We start from the raw sequence: 18,230 nt of genomic DNA, 5'->3' as shown, positions 1-18,230 counted from the left end.
CACCAGCACCCTCCGACGGCCCCGCGACGGCCGCCCCGCCTCAGCGCCCAGCACCTCGCGAACCTCGCGCACCGCTTTCCGTACAGCAGCCATGGCTCCTCCTCCTCACTCATCCGACACCGGATCGCGCCGACCTCCCCGCCGGGGAGTGGCCGACGCCGAGGAACATACACAGAGCCACTGACAATGCACCCCGAGTAATCGAACAAGTTCAGCGCCACCCCACCCCGACCGCCGACCGCTCCCCGCGCACTGCCCGAAACCCGCCCACCTCCTGGGGCGCCCGGGCCCGCTGGTTCCACCGGGGCGGGCGGGATTGTCAGTGCTGCGGGTTAGGGTCGGGGACCATGCGACTGCTGCATACCTCCGACTGGCATCTCGGGCGCTCGTTCCACCGGGAGAGCCTGCACGACGCCCAGCGCGCCTTCCTGGACCACCTGGTGGAAGTGGTCCGGTCCGAGGGCGTGGACGCCGTGCTGGTCGCGGGGGACGTGTACGACCGGGCGCTGCCCGGGCTGGAAGCGGTCGCGATGTTCGACGACGTGCTGCACCGGCTGGCAGACCTCGGGGTGCCGACGGTCTTCATCAGCGGCAACCACGACTCGGCCCGCCGCCTCGGCGTCGGGGCGGGGCTGATCGGCCGGGCCGGCATCCACCTGCGGACCGACCCGGGCGAGTGCGCCGAGCCGGTCCTGCTGGCGGACGAGCACGGCCCGGTGGCGGTGTACGGGCTGCCGTACCTGGAGCCGACCCTGGTGCGCGAGCGGTTCGGGCTGGCGAAGGGCGGGCACGCGGCGGTGCTCGGAGCGGCGATGGACCAGGTCCGGGCGGACCTCGCGGCACGCCCGGCCGGCACCCGGGCGGTGGTCCTGGCGCACGCCTTCGTCACCGGCGGCGCGCCGAGCGACAGCGAGCGGGACATCGCGGTCGGCGGCGTCGCCTCCGTACCCGCGTCGGTCTTCGACGGCGTGCACTACGCCGCGCTCGGCCACCTGCACGGCTGCCAGACGCTCGCCCCGCACCTGCGCTACAGCGGCTCCCCGCTCGCCTACTCCTTCTCCGAGGTGAACCAGCGCAAGACCATGTGGCTGGTCGACCTGGCCGCCGACGGCTCGGTGACGGCCGAACGCGTCCCCTGCCCCGAGCCGCGCCGACTGGCGACGCTGCGCGACACCCTGGACGCGCTGCTCACCGACGAGGGGTACGCCGAGCACGAGCAGTCCTGGGTGCAGGCCACGCTCACCGACGCGGCGCGGCCGAGCGAGCCGATGGAGCGGCTGCGCCGCCGCTTCCCGCACACCCTCCAGCTGCTGTTCGACCCGGAGCGGAGCGACACCGAGCCCTCGCGGTCGTACGCGGCGCGGGTCAGCGGCCGCGGGGACCTGGAGATCGCGGAGGGCTTCCTGCGGCACGTCCGCCCCGGTGCCGAGCCGGAACCGGACGAGCTCGGCTGGCTGCGGGAGGGCTTCGAGCGCGTGCGGGAGACCACCGACCGGAAGGCGGACCTGCCCCGATGAGGCTGCACCGGCTCACCGTCACCGCCTTCGGCCCGTTCGCGGGCAGCGAGACGGTGGACTTCGACGCGCTCGCCGCCGGCGGGCTGTTCCTGCTGCGCGGCGCGACGGGCGCGGGCAAGACCAGCGTGCTGGACGCGGTCTGCTTCGCCCTGTACGGCGAGACACCGGGCGCGCGCCGGGCCAACCGGCTGCGCAGCGACCACGCCGACCCGAAGCGGCTGACCTCGGTGGAGCTGGAGCTGACCCTCGGCGGGCGCCGGCTCCGGATCACCCGGCTGCCGGAGCAGCGCCGGCCGAAGAAGGTCGGCACCGGCACCACCGTCGAGCGGGCGCAGACCCTGCTGCGCGAGTGGGCCCTCGACACGGGCGACGGCACGCCCGGCTGGCGGGGGATCAGCAAGTCTCACCAGGAGGCCGGGGAGGAGATCCACCGGCTGATCGGCATGAACCGGGAGCAGTTCTGCCAGGTGGTCCTGCTGCCGCAGGGCGACTTCGCCCGCTTCCTCAAGGCCGATTCGGAGGAACGCGGCAAGCTGCTGCGGCGGCTGTTCGACACCGAGCGGTTCCAGCACGTGGAGGCCTGGCTGGCCGAGCAGCGCCGCGGCCAGGAGGCCGCCGTCCAGGCCGGCCGGCGCCGGCTGCGGGACCTCGCCAGCAAGGCCGAGCAGGCGGCCGGTCCGGGCGCCGAACCCGCCGCGGGCTGGGTGCCGGCCGAGGACGACGAGGGTCTGGCCGCCGGGGTGCTCGGCTGGGCGGCGGTCCTGCGCAGTGGCGCCGCCGAGCAGCTCGCCGTCGCCGAGGCCGCCCTCGCGGGTGCCGGGGCCGCCCAGCACGCCGCGCAGGAGCGCCGGGAGGCCGCCGAGGAGCTGGCCGGGCGCCAGCGCCGGCACCGGGAGGCGCTGGACCGGGCCGAGCGGCTGGCCGGCTTCGAACCCGCCGCAGCCGCGGACCGGCAGCGGCTCGCCGCCGCGCAGGAGGCCGTCGGGGTGGAGTCGGCCCTGCGACTGCGGGAGAGTGCGGCCGAGGCGCTCGGGCGCGCACGGCAGGTGGAACGCCGGCACCGCGAGGTGCTGGCCGGATCCGGCGGCGAGGGCCGGGATCTCGCCGGGGCCGACACCACCGGGCTGGCCGAGGCCGAACTGCGGCTGCGGGCCGGGGTGGTCCGGCTGGAGGCGGCCCGGGCGGAGGAGCTGCGCTGCGCCGAACTCGCCCACGAGCAGCGCTCCCTGACCCGGGACCGGCGCGCCGCCGAGGAGCTGGCCGAGGAGGCCGAGGACTGGCTCGCCGAGTTCGAGGGCGAGCTGGGCCGACTGGAGCAGCAGCACACCGAGGCCCGGTCGGCGACCACCCGGGTCGAGCAACTGGACGGTCAGCGCACCGAGTTGACCGTACGCCTCGGCGCGGCACGGGAGCGTGACGGCCTGCGCGCCGAGATCGAGGCGGCCGGGCCCCGGGCCGTCGCTCTGCGCACCGCCGCGCTGGACGCCCGGGAGTACAGCCTGGATCTGCGGGACCGCCGGCTGAGCGGCATGGCCGCCGAGCTGGCCGAGCAGCTGCGCGCGGGCGAGGCCTGCCGGGTCTGCGGCTCGCCTGAGCACCCGGCGCCCGCCGAGGCCGCGCCCGGCGGCCGGGTCGGCGCCGAGGACGAGGAACGGGCCCGCCGGGCGCACGCCGACGCCGAGCGGCTCTGGACGGAGGCCGACCAGGCGCTCACCGCGCTGCGGGTGCGCGAGGCCACCGCCGCCGGCGCGGCCGGGCCGGAAGCGACGGCGGCGCTCGCGCAGGCGCTCGCCGGGCTGGAGCGCGAGCACCGCGAGGCGCGGCACGCGGCGGAGGCTCTCGGCCGGGTCGAGCAGGAGATCGCCCGGCTGTCGCAGGACCGCACCCGCCGGGTCGAGGAACTCCACGAGGCCAAGGAGCGCGCCGCCGTCCTCTCCGACCGGCTGCTGGCACTCGGCACCGAGCAGCGGACGCTGACCGCCCGGGTGGCGGCCGCCCGGGGCGAGGCGGCCTCGGTGGCCGACCGGGCGGCCGCGCTCACCCGGCTCACCGAGGCGGTGGCCGCCGCGGCGACCGCCGCCCGGGCCCGCACGGAGGCGGCGGCCCGGCTCGACGAGGCCGAGGACGTGCTGGGCAAGGCCGCCGCCGCGGCGGGCTTCCCGGACGCGGCGGCGGCCCTGACCGTGCTGCTGCCGCGCGAGGAGCGCGAGCGGCTGGAGGCCCGGCTGGAGCGGCACCGCGTGGAGACCGCCGCCGTCCGCCGGGAGCTTGCGCTGCCGGAGCTGGCCGAGGCCGCGGACCGTCCACCGGTGGACCTGCCCGCCGTCGCGGCCGAGCTCGACGCCGCCACCGACCGGCTCGGCCGGTCGCACGCCGCCCATGCGGCAGCCCTTGAGCGCTGCGGGGCGCTGGCCGCGATCGGGCGGCAGCTGACCGCGCTCGCCGCCGAACTGGCCCCCGCGCTGGACCGGTACGGGCGGATCACCCGGCTCTCCGCGCTGACGGCCGGCACCTCCGCCGACAACCGGCTGCGGATGCGCCTGGAGTCGTACGTCCTGGCAGCCCGGCTGGAGCAGGTCGCGGCGGCGGCCAGCGACCGGCTGGTCCGGATGTCCGGCGGGCGCTACACCCTGGTGCACAGCGACGACCGGGGCAGCGGCACCAAGCGCTCGGGCCTGGCCCTGCGGGTGGTCGACGCCTGGACGGGCACCGAGCGGGACACCGCGACGCTCTCCGGCGGCGAGAGCTTCTTCGCCTCGCTCTCCCTCGCCCTGGGCCTGGCCGACGTGGTCACCGACGAGGCCGGCGGCATGCCGCTGGACACCCTCTTCATCGACGAGGGTTTCGGCACCCTCGACGAGCAGGCCCTGGAGGAGGTCATGGACGTCCTGGACGGCCTGCGCGAGCGGGACCGCGCGGTCGGCATCGTCAGCCACGTCGCCGACCTGCGCAGCCGCATCCCCGCTCAGCTGCTGGTCCGCAAGGGGCGGCACGGCTCGACCCTGGCGCTGGCCGGGCGGGAGGACGCGTAGGCCGGTCCAGCCGAACCGGGCCGAGCCGAGCCGGGCCGGCGCGAGGCCCGGCCGGCGCGAGGCCCGCCCCTCGAGCCAGGGGCCGGGATCAGCCCGAGCAGGCGATCCGCTGGGCCTGCTGCCAGGCGCACACCGGGCAGAGGGTGCTGCCGGGCTGGTCGGCGGGCAGTTCGGTCGGCTCGCCGCACAGCACGCAGTCGGCGCGCGGGCCGGTCGCCGCCGGGTCGTGCCGCAGTGCCGATTCCGCTCCGATCTCGGGCACGAGCTCGCAGACGGCCGCTTCCTGGTTCGTACGGGTGTCGTTCATGCCGCCTTCCTACTCCGCTCCCCGCCCAGCTGCAACAAGCCCGACCCGGGCCTGCCCGGCCTTGGCGGACGAGTGACACCGAACGCCGAACAGCGAACAGCGAACAGCGAACAGCGAACAGCGAACAGCGAACAGATTTCAGAAAACGTTCGCTGAAATCCGTCATCTGAATTCTGTTCGCTGAAAGCTGTTCTCTGAAAGCTGTCCGCTGAAACCCGTCCGCCCCGCCGCCGGCCCCCTCGCACCCAACGGCTACCGTGACCGGCATGCCCACCGACCTGCACCGACGCCTCCTCGCCGCCCGCGCCACCGCCCCGTCGTACCCCGAGGTGGGCGCGACCCGGGGCGGGGGCGGCCGACTGCCGGACGGCTACGCCCACCTGCGGCGACGCGTCCACCTGGGGCACGGGCCGGCGGTTCTGGAGCGGGCCGGCCGGTACGTGCTCGACTGGGGCAGCCAGCTGGGCACCGGCTTCGCGGTGCACCCCGCCGGCCCGGCCCGGGAGGGCGGGACGGTACTGCTGCGGCTGAACCTGCCGGGGACCAGGCGACCGCGACTCGTGATCCCGTGCCGGGTGGTGTGGACGGTGGACGAGCCGGACCGGATCGGGTTCGGCTACGGAACCCTCCCCGGGCACCCGGAATGCGGCGAGGAGGCGTTCCTGGTGTCGATGGACGCGGACGGCGAGGTGTGGTTCGAGGTCACCGCGTTCTCCCGGCTGTCCGCCTGGTACGCCAGGCTCGGCCGCCCGGTGGCCCTGCTCTGCCAGCACCTGGCGATCGAGCGCTACCTCGCCGCGGTGGCCGCGCACGTCCGCTGAGTTCGCGCAGCCCGCCAGGGCCCCGCGCACGACACGCCGCCCGGACGTCAGCCGAGGAAGGACAGCCGGACGGTCCGGCGCGGGTTGTCCCCGTTGGTGTCGATCAGCACCACCGACTGCCAGACGCCGAGCGCCAGTTGACCGCCGAGTACGGGCAGTGTGGCGTGCGGGGCGACCAGCCCGGGCACCACGTGGTCCCGGCCGTGACCGGGGCTGCCGTGCCGGTGGCGCCAGCGGTCGTCGGCCGGGAGCAGCTCGCGCAGGGTGGCGAGGAAGTCGTCGTCGCTGCCGGAACCGGTCTCCAGCACCGCGATCCCCGCGGTGGCGTGCGGGACGAAGATGTTGAGCAGGCCGTCACGTCCGGTGGCCCGTTCGTCGAGGAACGCCGCGCAGCGGTCGGTGATGTCGAGCGCGACCTCGCGATTGCCGGTGGTGATCTCGATGGTGCTGCTCTGGAAGGTGGTGGCCGGGAAGGAGCCGGTCCGGGTGGAGTGGTTGTTGTCCGCCATGGCGCCATCCTGTCCCAGGTCAGCGGGCCGGGCGTACTCCCTCGCCGACTCGCCGTGCCGGGGAGGCAAACTCGCGTAGGGTGAAAGGTTCAGACCACAGCACGCCGGACGGCGAGAGCCCTGACCGAGGCGCCCGCCGGGCCCTGGCCGGCCGCGTCCGGACACACCGAAGACCCGGCGGACCGAACGGCCCACCGGGTCGGTCCTCGACCGGGCGGCGGGGAGGGACCCGTACCGCGCCGGTCGAGCTAGCCGCGCCCGCCGAAGAGGCTCCGCCGCAGCCGACGCAGCGGCGTCAGCAGCGAGATCCTGGTGTGGCGACGACGGATCGTCGGGGCCTCGGCGCCACGCGGCGTGAGCTCCCTTATCAATCCGAGCGCTTCGGCGGTGTCCACCGCCGGGAGTGCGGGCGCGCCGAGCACGGCCAGGTGTCGCTCGATCCGGCGGCCGGTCGTGCCGACACCGCACTGGATCGCCGGCACGCGGGGCCGAGTCCGCACTTGCATGTGTTCCATCAGTTTTTCCCACCCCTACGAGGCGCCAGGGCCGTGAGGCGAAGACTATCCGTGACGGACGGCCTTCGCGCAACCGTCCTTGGTGTTGTGCCACCGTATCGTGCGGCGTCAACTGACGAAGCACCAGGGGCCACCCGGCCGGTCACGACTAGGCATCAATGATGGTGCACGACCAGCCGTCCGTCACCGGGTCCGGCAGACGCGGATGCGGCGACCGCTCGCGGGACACGCGCCCGGCGCACGGCGACACCCCGGCCGAACCGCGCCCCGAACCGCGCCCCGAACCTCAGACCCCCGCCCCGAACCTCAGACCCGCACCCCCGCCTCCACCCCCACCCCGCTCGCGTCTCCATAGAAGGGGACAGCCGCCACATCGACAAAGCGATCATCGGGGCTTCCGCCGCACACCACTCGACCGAACGGCTGGCCGTTCGGCGCCGTGACGGATCGACTTCAGGAAGTGAACACATACGAGGGATTGACTCCCGCCAAACCTCCAAGCAATATTCTGATGCACGCGCCAGTGCTCGCACCGCACTCAAGCGCGTGTTCGATTGATGAAGAACTCCGGTTCCCGCGAGCCACTGCCCGGCCGCCTCGACGCTGCGGCGGCCAGGCTCGCACGGGTGCCCGGACCGGCGGTCGGCCGTCGAGGGTCGGCCGGACCGCCACCTGACTGCCGGTGCCGCCCCGTGAGGGGCCCGGCACCGGCGGTTCCGGGTGCACCGCGGCCTCACCAAGGCCTCACGGCTGCCCCACCAAGACCCCACCGCGACCCCCTGTCGTGCACCCCGCACCGCCGGCCGCCACCAGACCGCTGCGCCCCGCTGCGCCTCGCGGCACCACCGCCACCGCCCCGGAAGCCCCGCACCGGACGTCCGCGCTGGTCGCACCCGGTGGATCGGTACACTCGGCCAGCGTGTCCCTCCTCCTCAGCATCGTGCTCCCGGTCCACGGCGTGGAGCGGTACCTCCCGCACTGCCTCGACTCGATCCTCGGCGACACCCCCGCCGCGGAGACCCGCTTCGAGGTGATCGCGGTCGACGACCTCTCCCCCGACGGCTCCGGCGCGATCCTGGACGCCTACGCGGCCCGCGACAGCCGGCTGCGGGTGCTGCACCTCACCGAGAACCAGGGCCTCGGCGGCGCCCGCACCGCCGCCCTGCCGCAGGCCCGCGGCGAGTACGTCTGGTTCGTGGACAGCGACGACTGGGTGCCCGAGGGGACGGTCGGCGCGCTGCTGGACGAGCTGGCCCAGGAGCGTCGCCGGGAGATCCCCGCCGACGTGCTGATCACCGATTTCACCCACGTCTACCCGGACGGCGGGACGGAACCCAACCCGTGGCGCCACGTGCTCGTCGGCTCCCCTCTGGTCGAGGGCTGCACCCTGGCCGAGCACCCGGCGCTGTTCCAGACCGTGATGTCGGTGTGGAACAAGCTGTTCCGCCGCGCGTTCCTGGACGGCCTCGGCGTCTCCTTCGGTCGCGGCTACTACGAGGACATCTCGGTCACCTACCCGGCGCTGCTGGCCGCCGGGCGGCTGCGCTACCTCGACCGCCCCTGCTACTTCTACCGGCGCGGCCGGGACGGCGCGATCACCGCCACCGCCTCCCCCAAGCACGCCGACGTGTTCGCCCAGTACGACGCGATCTTCGCCTTCCTGGACCGCCCGGACCGCCCCGGCCGGCCCGTCCCGGACTCGCTGCGCACCCTGGTCTTCGACCGGACCGTCCGCCAGGCGCTGAACGTCTACGACACCCCCGGCCTGGTCCCCGCCGACCTGCGCAAGGACTTCTTCCAGCGGATCGCCCGGCACTTCGACCGCCACCGCCCGGCTGGCTACCGCTTCCCCGGCGGAGTGCGCGGCGTGCAGTACCGGCTGGCGGCCCGCGGCGCCCGGATCGCGTACGCGGAGCTGCGCCGCACCGGGCGGCTACCGCGCGAACTCAAGCGCGGGGCAAGGGCGGTGGCGCCCGCGGTGAAGAAGGGGATGCGCAGCGGTGCCCGGTTCACCGCGTACAACGCGTTCCGCCGGCTGCCGTTGGACGAGAACCTGGCCGTCTACGCCGCGTACTGGCACCGGGGTTACGCCTGCAGCCCGGCGGCGATCTACGAGAAGGCGAAGGAACTCGCCCCGCGGATCCGGGGCGTGTGGGTGGTGGAGAACCGCGCCCAGGCCACCACGCTGCCGCCCGGGGTTCCGCACGTGATCGTCAACACCCCCGCCTACCTCAAGGCGATGGCGACCGCCAAGTACTTCGTCAACAACGTCAACTTCCCTCGCACCATGACGAAGCGGCCGGGCACGGTGCACGTCCAGACCCAGCACGGCACCCCCCTCAAGGCGATGGGCATGGACCTGCGCGACCACCCGGCGGCGGCCGAGGGGATGGACTTCGAGCTGCTCCAGGAGGCCGTCGACCGCTGGGACTTCCTGGTCTCCCCCAACCCGCACACCAGCGGGCACTTCGCCCGCGCCTTCCCCGGCCGGTACGAGATGCTGGACACCGGATACCCGCGCAACGACCGGCTGGCGAACGCCACTTCGGACGAGGTCCGGGCGATGCGCGAGCGGCTCGGGCTGCGGCCGGACACCCGGGCGGTGCTGTACGCACCGACCCACCGCGGCAGCAAGGGCGGCTACGTGCCGCTGCTGGACGTGGCGGCGCTGGCCCGGCGACTGGGCCCGGACTTCACGCTGCTGGTGCGCACCCACTACTTCCACACCGACGGCCCGGGCGATCTGACCGGGGCGGGCGCGGAGTCGGCGCGGATCGTGGACGTCTCGACGCACCCGACCGTCGAGGACCTCTACCTGGCGGCGGACGTGCTGGTGACGGACTACTCGTCGATGATGTTCGACTACGCGGTGCTGGACCGGCCGGTGGTGATCTTCGCCCCGGACTGGGAGGAGTACCAGCGCGAACGCGGCGTCTACTTCGACCTGTTCGCGGAGCCACCGGGCGCGGTCACGGTGGACGAGGACGGGCTGGCGGGGGCGCTGCTGGCGGGCGACCCGGAGCCGGCGGCGCGGACGCGGTTCCGGGAGAAGTTCTGCGTCTGGGACGACGGCGGGGCCTCGGAGCGGGTGGTGCGCCGGGTCTTCCCGGTGGAGAAGTAACCTCCGTCGAGGAGCAGCACCGGTCGAGAAGCGGCCCCGGCCCGAGGCAGTGGCCCCGGCCCGAGGGAGCGGCCCCGGCGGAGAAGTGGCGCGCAGCAGCCGCGGGAGCTCCGGACGGGGCCGGTGCCGCCGGTACGGCGACCGGCCCCGTCGGCGCGAGCTCAGCGCCGGCGGGCGGCCAGGAACTCCTCGAAGGTCAGGACACCGTCGTGGTTGGTGTCCATGCTGTTTATCAGCGCCTCGGCCATCGAGATGGTGACGTCGTGGTCGCCCATCTCGTTGGCCGCGAGGGCGTACTCGGCCGCGGTGATCTTGCCGTCGCCGTCCTCGTCGTAACGGTCGAACATGGCCTTGATCGCCTCGGTGCTCTCCATCGTGCCCTCCTGGGTACTGCGGGGTGTTGCTGGGTTCGGACGGCCGTACACTACCCGGCCGTGGCGCGCACCACGGTCGCCGGGAGTGGACGTGCGCGGGGGTGGGTGTCGTAGTCTGCGGATCTGAATTGCAGGCCCGGGCTCCTCCCGGGCGTTCGTTCGTCCAGGGAGGGAATCGTGCTCGACCTCGTCACCAAGCTGGTGCTGAAACCGGTCTCGCGGGGAATCTGGCGGCCGGTCATCGAGGGAATCGAGAACGTGCCGCGCAAGGGCGGGGTGATCCTCGCCAGCAACCACCTGTCCTTCATCGACAGCGTGGTCATCCCGCTGACCGCCCCGCGCCGGGTCCACTTCCTCGCCAAGGCCGAGTACTTCACCGGCACCGGGCTCAAGGGCCGGCTCTCCAAGGGCTTCTTCGAGGCCATCGGCGCCGTGCCGGTCGAGCGCGGCACCTACCGTTCCGCTCAGGCCTCGCTGGAGTCCGCGCTGGCGATCCTGGAGGACGGCAAGGCCTTCGGCATCTACCCCGAGGGCACTCGTTCGCTGGACGGCCGGCTCTACCGGGGCAAGACGGGCGTCGCCTGGCTCGCGCTGACCGCGGGCGTGCCGGTCGTGCCGGTGGCGCTGGAGGGCCCGGAGCAGATCCTGCCGGTCGGCAAGCGGATTCCGCGGCTGAAGAAGGTGACGGTCCGCTTCGGCGAGCCGCTGCACTTCGACGAGCTGCACGGGCAGGCCCGTTCGCTGAAGGCCCGTCGGCAGGTGACCGACGAGGTGATGGCGGCCATCCAGCGGCTCTCCGGCCAGGAGGTCGCGGAGAGCTACAACGAGGTCCCGAAGGCGGCCTGACCGCCGGACCGTCCACCCACGGGCACCCGAGCGCGGGTCCGGACCGAGTCACGGGTCCTGGGCCCGAACACGGGCCCGGGCCGGACGCCGGTCCGGGGTCCGTCATCCCTTCCCGAGCCGGGCCGGCTCCGACCGACCGACGGCCTCCGCCGACTCCGGCACGTCCGACGACTCGGGCACGCCTGGCACCTCCGGCGCGTCCGGCTGCTCGGGCGCGTGCGGCACGTTCGGCACCTCACGGCGCAGCAGCGCCGCGTAGCGGCCGTCCAGCGCCACCAGCTCCTCGTGGGTGCCGAGCTCGACCACCTCGCCGTGGTCCAGGACGGCGATCTGGTCGGCGGCGCGCACGGTGGAGAGCCGGTGCGCGATGGTGATCGTGGTGCGGCCGGCGGCCAGGGTGTCCACGGCCTGCTGGACGGCGCGCTCGGTGCGGTTGTCGAGCGCGCTGGTGGCCTCGTCGAGGATGAGCACCGGCGGGTTGCGCAGGATCGTCCGGGCGAGCGCGAGGCGCTGCTTCTCCCCGCCGGAGAAGCGGTAGCCGCGCTCGCCGACCAGGGTGTCGTAGCCGTCCGGGAGGGCGGCGATGGTGTCGTGGATCTGCGCGGCCCTGGCGGCCTCGACCAGTTCGGCGTCGTCGGCGCCGGGCTTGGCGAAGCGCAGGTTCTCGGCGACCGAGGCGTGGAAGAGGTAGGTCTCCTGGGAGACCACGCCGACCGCTCGGGCCAGGGTGTCGAAGGACAGCTCGCGCACGTCCACGCCGTCCAGGGTGACCTGCCCGCCGGTGACGTCGTACAGCCGCGGCACGAGGTAGCTCAGGGTGGTCTTGCCCGAGCCGGTCTCGCCGACCACGGCCAGTGAGCTCCCGGCCGGGACGGTGAGGTCGACGCCCGCCAGGGTCGGGCGCTCCTGCCCGGGGTCGTAACGGAAGTCGACGTCCTTGAAGCGGACCTCGCCGCGGATGCCCGTCAGGGTGACCGGCTGGGCCGGCTCGTCGATCTCCACCGGCAGGTCGAGGTATTCGAAGATGCGCTGGAAGAGCGCGTGGGAGGTCTGCACGTCCACGCCGGTGGAGAGCAGGCTGACGGTCGGGCGGAAGAGGCCCTGCTGGAGGGTGACGAAGGCGACCAGGGTGCCGACCGAGACGATCGGCGCTCCGGCGGCGGAGGTCAGCCCGGCCGCCCAGTAGATCAGCGCGGGCATCGCGGCCATCACGATCTGGATGGTGTTCATCCGCCAGCGCCCGGCCATGCTGGCCCGCACCTCCAGGTCGGCGAGCTGGTCGGACTGCCCGGTGAACTCCCGGGCCAGCGAACCGGAGCGTCCCATCGTGCGGCCGAGCAGGATGCCGCTGACCGAGAGCGACTCCTGGACCGCCGAGCTCATCGCGGCCAGCTGCTTCTGCCGCTCGGTGGTGATCTTCTTGCGCTCCCGGCCGACCCGGCGGCTGATCCAGACGAACACCGGGAGCAGCAGCAGCGAGACGACGGTCAGCCGCCAGTCCAGGGCGACCATGGCGACGACGGAGGCGACCACCGCGGTCAGGTTGGAGACCAGGCTGGTCGCGGTGGAGGTCACCGTGGACTGCATGCCGCCGATGTCGTTGGCGATCCGGGACTGCACCTCGCCGGTGCGGGTGCGGGTGAAGAAGGCCAGCGACTGCCGCTGGAGGTGGCCGTAGACGGCGGTGCGCAGGTCGTGCATCACCCGCTGGCCGACGGTGGTGGAGATCAGCGTCTGGAAGACGTTGAACACGCTGTTCACCACGGCGGTCAGGATCATCCCGAGCGCGAGCAGGCTGAGCAGCCCGGTGCGGCCCTGCGGGATGGCGGTGTCCAGGACGGCCCTGAGCAGGAACGGGGAGACGACCGAGACCACGGCGGAGGCGGCGACCAGCAGCCCGACGGCGGCCAGGCGGCCCCGGTACGGGCGGAAGAGCGCGAGGATGCGGCGCCATTCGGCCGGCGGGCGGGGTTCGCCTTCGGCGCGTGTGGGCGGGGTCCAGTCGATGGCGGGCCTCAAGGACGGGCCTCCCTGGGTGGGACGGTCGGGCGGGCGGTCGGGCTGGGGTCAGCATAGCGAGGGTAGCTCATAGTTAGACAAGCTAATAGTGAGGGTTGCTCTATTCCTCGGCTCGCACCCCGCCAGGCTGCCCGCCCAGCCCGACACCCGGGCCCGACCGCCCCGACGCCCCGACCGCCGACCGCCGACCGCCCCGACCGTCAGTTGGTCCGGTAGGTGCGCGCCGCCTTCGAGGAGAGCCCGCCGAGCTTGCCGGAGGGCAGCACCCGGGCGATGGCCACGGCGACCTTGTACCGCTTGCCCGGCACGGACACGGACCGGCCGCGGGCCAGGTCGCGCATCGCCTCGTCCACCACCCGCTCGGCGCTCAGCCAGGACCAGGAGGGGATGTTGCCGGTGCCCATGCCCGCCCGCTGGTGGAACTCGGTCCGGGTGAAGCCCGGGCACAGCGCCATCATGCGCACGCCCGTACCGCCGAGGTCGCGCAGCACGCCCTGGGTGAAGCTGACCACCCAGGCCTTGCTCGCGCCGTACGTGCCGCGCGGCAGGAAGGCGGCCACCGAGGCGACGTTGACGATCGCACCGCGGCCGCGCTCCCGCATGCCGGGCAGGGCGGCCGTGGTCAGCCGCAGGATCGCCTCGATGTGCACCTTCAGCATGGCCAGCTCGTCCTGGAGCGGAACCGTCCCGAAGGCGCCCTTGTTGCCGAAGCCGGCGTTGTTGACGAGGAGGTCCACCGGGCGGGTGGAGTCGGCGAGCCGGGCCTCCACGGCGCTGATGCCCTCCTCGGTCGCGAGGTCGGCGGTCAGGACCTCCGCCTCGATGCCGTACCTGCCGTGCAGGTCGGCGGCTGCGCGCTCCAGGCGCTCGGTGTCCCGGGCCACCAGGACGAGCCGGTATCCACTACGGGCGAGCCGGCGGGCGAAGGCGGCTCCGATGCCGGCGGTCGCGCCGGTGATCAAGGCTGTGGTCATGCCCCGACCGTACCGACTCGCCGCGACCGGGCCCACATCCAGGGCGGGAACGCAGCTCGGCGGGCTCCGGATGCAGGTCCCCGGAGGTGCTCGTAATCTCGAACGGGGGCATCGTCCGACCGGGCGGTGAAATCCAGTTGAGGAGGCACATCTGATGCTTACTCAGTTCCGGACCGAAACGGCTACGACGTCACACAGCGCGACGCTTGAGGCCGAGACACTCGCGAGCCTGATGGTGGAGGACGAGGCCGTCGTGTCCGACGCGCCCACGTACCTGCCCGAGGCCGCCGGCGCGGTGCTGCTCGCCGCCCTGCTGCTCCTCTCGCCGAAGGGCCCGAAGGAGAAGCCGACCCGGTAGGGCCGCTCCTCCCCGTCGGGCCTCGCGCCCGTGACCAACCCTCCTGAAGGGGGACCCGATCGCCATGCCAACCGCCGAGACCCCTCTCCGTGACGAGTACGCCGCGGCGGTCGAGCGGGTGGCGGACCGGACCCTCGCCGTCCTCCGGGACGGCGAGGGCACGGCCGCACTCGCGGACCCCGACAGCCTCGTGCCCCGCCCACTGCTGGCCGCGGTACGGGTGCTCGGTGCGGACCTGTTCGCACCGCAGCTGCTCACCGGCGCGGAGCCCGACGGCACCACCGCCGCCCTGCTGGCCGAGGCACGAGTGGCCTTCCCCGCACCCGCCGCCTCGTCCGAGGAGGCCGCGCTGGTGATCGGGTGGCAGGACTGGGCGGCCGGTCGGCCGCTCTCCCGCACACCGTACGGGGCGGACGTGCCACCGCCCGCGCCGCTCTCCGGCCCGGAGTCCGTCGGCTGGCAGGCGTGGTCGAGGCGGATGGCCCAGCTGTCCTCGCTGGCGCTGCCGACACTTGACGGCCCGATGCACGAAGCCGCCCGCGCGAACACGCTCGGCCTCGCCCGCGGCACCGTCCGCAGCATGCTCCGGCGCGACCCCACCACCGCCGTCCGGCTCGCCCGGTGGCTCGCCTGGGCCCACGCCGACGGCCGACCGCTCCGGCTGGAGCTCGAACCCGTCCTGGACCGGATCCGCCTGGCCGGCGACGGAACCGCCCGATCCGTCCTCGAACTCACCATTGCCCAGCGCCTGTTGAACGATTCGAACGGGGCGACGAGATGACCGACACCGAGGTGCTCGCCACCGCCCAACAGCTCGGCTCCCGGTCACTTGCCTGGTTGCACGCCGGATACCAGCGCGGCTACAGCCGGCTGGAGGAGAGCACCATCGTCGACCTGGCAGACCCGGAGGACGTCTACAAGCCGCTCTGCGAAGCCGCGTTGGCCTCCTCCCTGGTCCTGCGCGACGGCGTCACCGGCCCGCACGACGCCCGCCTCGCGCGGGAACTCCTCGAAGCCGCCTGGTCCCAGCTGGGCGAGGGCGACCTGCTGCTCGAACGGCAGCTGCGGCACGTCACCCTCGTCGACCCGCTGGAGACGTACGGCCACTTCGCCCGGTCCGGATACCGCCACGCCGCCATGGAGGAACTGCTCACCTCGATCGGCCGGCTCCGGGCCGTGCACGCCGTCGAGATCCAGGGCAGCCGCCACCTCGCCCTCGCCAACGCCCGGCGGATCTCGGGCCTCGAACCCCAGCCGGACTGGCCCGGGCTGGCCCGGAACACCTGGCTCGGCGCCCTCCCCGAACCCTGGACCATCGCCTGGGTGATCGCCTATCAGGTGACCCACACCGTCTTCCACCTCACCGACTGGGGCGCACGGCCCGAGTGCCTGCCCGAGCCGATGCGCGACTACCTGCGCGACTGGCTGCCGGTCTGGCTCGACATCTGGCTGGAGATCGAGCAGTGGGACCTGGCCGGCGAACTGCTCATCGTGGACTCGTGCATCGGGGACCCGGTCACCGGCCGAACCGGCTGGGAGGCGCTGGCAGCGGCGCAGCAGACGGACGGAATGATCAAGTGCGAGGGCTCCGCACCCGAGAACGACGACCCGGAGGAGGACTTCCGCCAGCACTGCCACACGGCGGTGGTCGGGGTGGTGGCCGCCACCGTCACGCTCTCCCGGGCGCTCGGCGGGACGCCGGTGGCCTCTTGAGCGGGGCGGACGCCAGTGGGACGAACTCCGGCAGGCACGGCTCTCGCGGGCCCGACGCGTACGGGACGAACTCCGGCAGGCACGGCTCTCGCAGGCCCGACGCGAGCGGGACGGACTCCGGCAGGCACGGCGCGAACGGCGTGAAGACGAGGAGCCTGGACTCCGCGGTCACGGCGGTGGTGCGGGCGGCCCGGCCCTACGCCACCGCCGTGACGGTCGCCCTGGCCCACGGCGACCAGGCCGACGTGCGCTGCTTCGGCCGGGTCGGACGGGGCCCGGGCGCCGCGCCCTGCACGCCCGAGACCGTCTTCGAACTCGGCTCGGTCAGCAAGACGTTCACCGCTCTGCTGCTCGCGGAGATGGCCGCGCGCGGTGAACTCTCACTGGACGACCCGGTCGAACACCGGCTGCCGCACCGCTGGCGCGCGGCGAAGGTCCGTTCGACGGAACCCATCCGGCTGCTGCACCTGGCCACCCACACCTCGGGCCTGCCCGGACTCCCCCCGGGACTGCTCGCGAAGGCCGTCCCGGCCTGGTTCAGCAACCCGTACGAGACATTCGGCGACGAGCAGTTGAGGGACGGACTGGCCCGAACCACGGTACGGGGAACACCTGGTAGCCGGTACGGGTACTCCAACTACGGAGTCGGGCTGCTCGGACGGGCGCTCGCCGAGACGGGCGGGCTGCCGTACGGGGACCTGCTCACCGAACGGGTCTGCCGGCCCCTGGGCCTGCGGTCCACGACCTGCGCCCCGGACCCGCCCGGCCGGGCGATCGGGTACCGGCGCGGACACGCGCTCCCGCCCTGGCGCATCCCCGGGCTGCCGGGAGCCGGAGCGGTCCGGGCCGACGGGGCCGACCTGCTGCGCTACCTCCGGGCGCACCTGGACGGCGGGCTGTCGGCGGTGCGGGACGGCGAGCGACCGGCGGTGCCGAACGGCGGGCCGTCGACGGCGCCGGGCGGCGGACTGTCGGCGATGCCGGGCGGCGGGCTGGGAGCCGCCCTCCGGGACGTCCAACGGCTGCGGCTGCGGCTTCCGCACTCGACCGACCGGATCGGCCTGGTGTGGATGCACCGCCGCTCGGGTGGCCGGGACCTCTACTTCCACAGCGGCGGCACCCGGGGGTTCACCGCCTTCGTGGGGTTCTCGCCGGAGGGTTCGGCGGCCGTCGCGGCCGTGGCCAACACCGCTCCGGCGCTGGACGGCCGGTTCGTCCAGGCCGGGTACGAGGCGCTGCGAGAGGCCAGCCGTACGGCCTGACCGGATCTGACCGAGTCTGCCCAGGTCTGCCCAGGTCTGACCGGGCGGGCCTGACCACGGCGACCTCACACGGCGACGGCCTTGGCCCGGTCGGCGGCGATGTGCACGGCGAGGCCGGCGAGGACGGTGCCCATCACGTAGCGCTGGATCCGAAGCCAGCCGGGGCGGCGGTTGAGGAAGGCGGCGATGCTGCCCGCGCTCACCGCGATCAGGCCGTTGACGGTGATCGCGATCGTGATCTGGGTCAGGCCCAGCAGCAGGCTCTGCACGGCGACGTGGCCGCGCTCCGGGGCCACGAACTGGGGCAGCAGCGAGATGTACATGATGGCGATCTTGGGGTTGAGCAGGCAGGTCAGGAAGCCCATCGCGAACAGCCGGCGCGGCGGGTCCGGCGGCAACTCCTGCGGGGCGAAGACCGCCGTGCCGCCCGGCTTGACCGCCTTCCAGGCCAGCCAGAGCAGGTATCCGGCGCCGGCCAGCTTGATCGCGGTGTAGAGGGCGGGCACCACCGAGAACACCGTGGCCACACCCGCCGTCACCGCGACCAGGTAGACCAGGAAGCCGGCCGCGACCCCGACCAGCGAGACCAGCCCGGCGCGGCGGCCCTGCGCGATCGAGCGCGAGACCAGGTAGATCATGTTGGGCCCGGGCGACAGCACCATGCCCAGGGCCACGGCGGCGATCCCGAGCAGGGCCCGACCGTCCACGGCTGATGTCAACGCGTCCATGCGAGGAGGCTAGGACGGGCCATCGGGTCGATGCAATGATGACTTTGCACTCGGTGCAATGCTGGTCGTCACCGTTTGCGATGGCGATGGCAATGGCGATGGCGATGGCGATGGCGCGCTGCCACGAGGGATCT

16 protein-coding genes are annotated in these 18,230 nt (G+C 73.7%); 9 read left to right on the top strand and 7 right to left on the bottom strand.

Going from position 1 to position 18,230, the window contains the following annotated elements:
• Nucleotides 1-347: 347 nt before the first annotated feature.
• Nucleotides 348-1,517: an exonuclease SbcCD subunit D gene (locus ABZ449_RS01375; RefSeq protein WP_360338146.1), complete on the top strand. Its 1,170-nt coding sequence runs from the start codon at nt 348-350 to the stop codon at nt 1,515-1,517.
• Nucleotides 1,514-4,549 carry an SMC family ATPase gene (locus ABZ449_RS01370; RefSeq protein WP_360338143.1) on the top strand — a complete coding sequence of 1,012 codons (3,036 nt, stop codon included), beginning with the start codon at nt 1,514-1,516 and terminating at the stop codon, nt 4,547-4,549. Before ABZ449_RS01375 ends, ABZ449_RS01370 begins: the two co-directional genes overlap by 4 nt.
• An 88-nt stretch (nt 4,550-4,637) precedes the next feature.
• On the opposite strand, the gene ABZ449_RS01365 is transcribed toward ABZ449_RS01370, so the two are convergent.
• A complete protein-coding gene (locus tag ABZ449_RS01365; RefSeq protein WP_360338140.1) occupies nt 4,638-4,856 on the bottom strand; it encodes a hypothetical protein in 219 nt (72 codons plus the stop codon).
• 266 nt (nt 4,857-5,122) lie between these two features.
• Between ABZ449_RS01365 and ABZ449_RS01360 the strand changes: the two genes are divergently transcribed.
• Nucleotides 5,123-5,677 (top strand): DUF1990 domain-containing protein, encoded by a 555-nt coding sequence (locus tag ABZ449_RS01360; RefSeq protein WP_360338137.1) that lies wholly within the window; start codon nt 5,123-5,125, stop codon nt 5,675-5,677.
• 47 nt (nt 5,678-5,724) lie between these two features.
• Here the strand turns inward: ABZ449_RS01360 and ABZ449_RS01355 are convergent, their stop codons facing one another.
• Entirely contained in the window at nt 5,725-6,186 is a 462-nt protein-coding gene (locus tag ABZ449_RS01355; RefSeq protein ID WP_360338134.1) for a YjbQ family protein, read from the bottom strand.
• A gap of 248 nt (nt 6,187-6,434) precedes the next feature.
• Nucleotides 6,435-6,701 (bottom strand): hypothetical protein, encoded by a 267-nt coding sequence (locus tag ABZ449_RS01350; protein ID WP_224282190.1) that lies wholly within the window; start codon nt 6,699-6,701, stop codon nt 6,435-6,437.
• Nucleotides 6,702-7,620: 919 nt separating this feature from the next.
• On the opposite strand from ABZ449_RS01350, the gene ABZ449_RS01345 reads away from it, so the two are divergent.
• Nucleotides 7,621-9,822, top strand: a complete 2,202-nt coding sequence (locus tag ABZ449_RS01345) for a bifunctional glycosyltransferase family 2 protein/CDP-glycerol:glycerophosphate glycerophosphotransferase (protein ID WP_360338131.1) — start codon at nt 7,621-7,623, stop codon at nt 9,820-9,822.
• A 161-nt stretch (nt 9,823-9,983) separates the two neighbouring features.
• Here the strand turns inward: ABZ449_RS01345 and ABZ449_RS01340 are convergent, their stop codons facing one another.
• On the bottom strand, nt 9,984-10,196 hold the full coding sequence (locus ABZ449_RS01340) for an EF-hand domain-containing protein (protein ID WP_360338128.1): 213 nt from the start codon (nt 10,194-10,196) through the stop codon (nt 9,984-9,986).
• A 177-nt stretch (nt 10,197-10,373) separates the two neighbouring features.
• On the opposite strand from ABZ449_RS01340, the gene ABZ449_RS01335 reads away from it, so the two are divergent.
• The gene (locus tag ABZ449_RS01335) at nt 10,374-11,042 is read left to right on the top strand and encodes a lysophospholipid acyltransferase family protein (protein WP_360338125.1); all 669 of its coding nucleotides are present in this window, start codon (nt 10,374-10,376) and stop codon (nt 11,040-11,042) included.
• Between the two features lie 102 nt (nt 11,043-11,144).
• Here the strand turns inward: ABZ449_RS01335 and ABZ449_RS01330 are convergent, their stop codons facing one another.
• Complete coding sequence (locus ABZ449_RS01330) at nt 11,145-13,049, bottom strand: ABC transporter ATP-binding protein (RefSeq protein ID WP_360338788.1); 1,905 nt, start codon at nt 13,047-13,049, stop codon at nt 11,145-11,147.
• A 212-nt stretch (nt 13,050-13,261) separates the two neighbouring features.
• Nucleotides 13,262-14,035, bottom strand: coding sequence for an SDR family oxidoreductase (locus ABZ449_RS01325; protein WP_360338122.1), 774 nt, complete (start codon nt 14,033-14,035; stop codon nt 13,262-13,264).
• Nucleotides 14,036-14,267: 232 nt separating this feature from the next.
• Here ABZ449_RS01325 and ABZ449_RS01320 point away from each other — a divergent pair, with 232 nt between their 5' ends.
• The 4 genes from ABZ449_RS01320 (at nt 14,268) to ABZ449_RS01305 (ending at nt 17,368) form a co-directional block, all read left to right on the top strand.
• Nucleotides 14,268-14,393, top strand: a complete 126-nt coding sequence (locus ABZ449_RS01320; protein ID WP_355252924.1) for a hypothetical protein — start codon at nt 14,268-14,270, stop codon at nt 14,391-14,393.
• A 64-nt stretch (nt 14,394-14,457) separates the two neighbouring features.
• On the top strand, nt 14,458-15,174 hold the full coding sequence (locus ABZ449_RS01315; RefSeq protein ID WP_360338119.1) for a hypothetical protein: 717 nt from the start codon (nt 14,458-14,460) through the stop codon (nt 15,172-15,174).
• Nucleotides 15,171-16,106, top strand: a complete 936-nt coding sequence (locus tag ABZ449_RS01310) for a hypothetical protein (protein ID WP_360338116.1) — start codon at nt 15,171-15,173, stop codon at nt 16,104-16,106. The genes ABZ449_RS01315 and ABZ449_RS01310 overlap by 4 nt, the downstream gene beginning before the upstream one ends.
• Before the next feature lie 140 nt (nt 16,107-16,246).
• Nucleotides 16,247-17,368, top strand: a complete 1,122-nt coding sequence (locus ABZ449_RS01305) for a serine hydrolase domain-containing protein (protein ID WP_360338113.1) — start codon at nt 16,247-16,249, stop codon at nt 17,366-17,368.
• Between the two features lie 65 nt (nt 17,369-17,433).
• On the opposite strand, the gene ABZ449_RS01300 is transcribed toward ABZ449_RS01305, so the two are convergent.
• A complete protein-coding gene (locus ABZ449_RS01300) occupies nt 17,434-18,096 on the bottom strand; it encodes a LysE family translocator (RefSeq protein ID WP_360338110.1) in 663 nt (220 codons plus the stop codon).
• Between the last annotated feature and the right edge of the window lie 134 nt (nt 18,097-18,230).

This window comes from Kitasatospora sp. NPDC005856, assembly GCF_040629945.1.
In the GTDB taxonomy this organism is placed as follows: domain Bacteria; phylum Actinomycetota; class Actinomycetes; order Streptomycetales; family Streptomycetaceae; genus Kitasatospora.
This window is presented reverse-complemented; position numbering and strand designations above follow the sequence as displayed.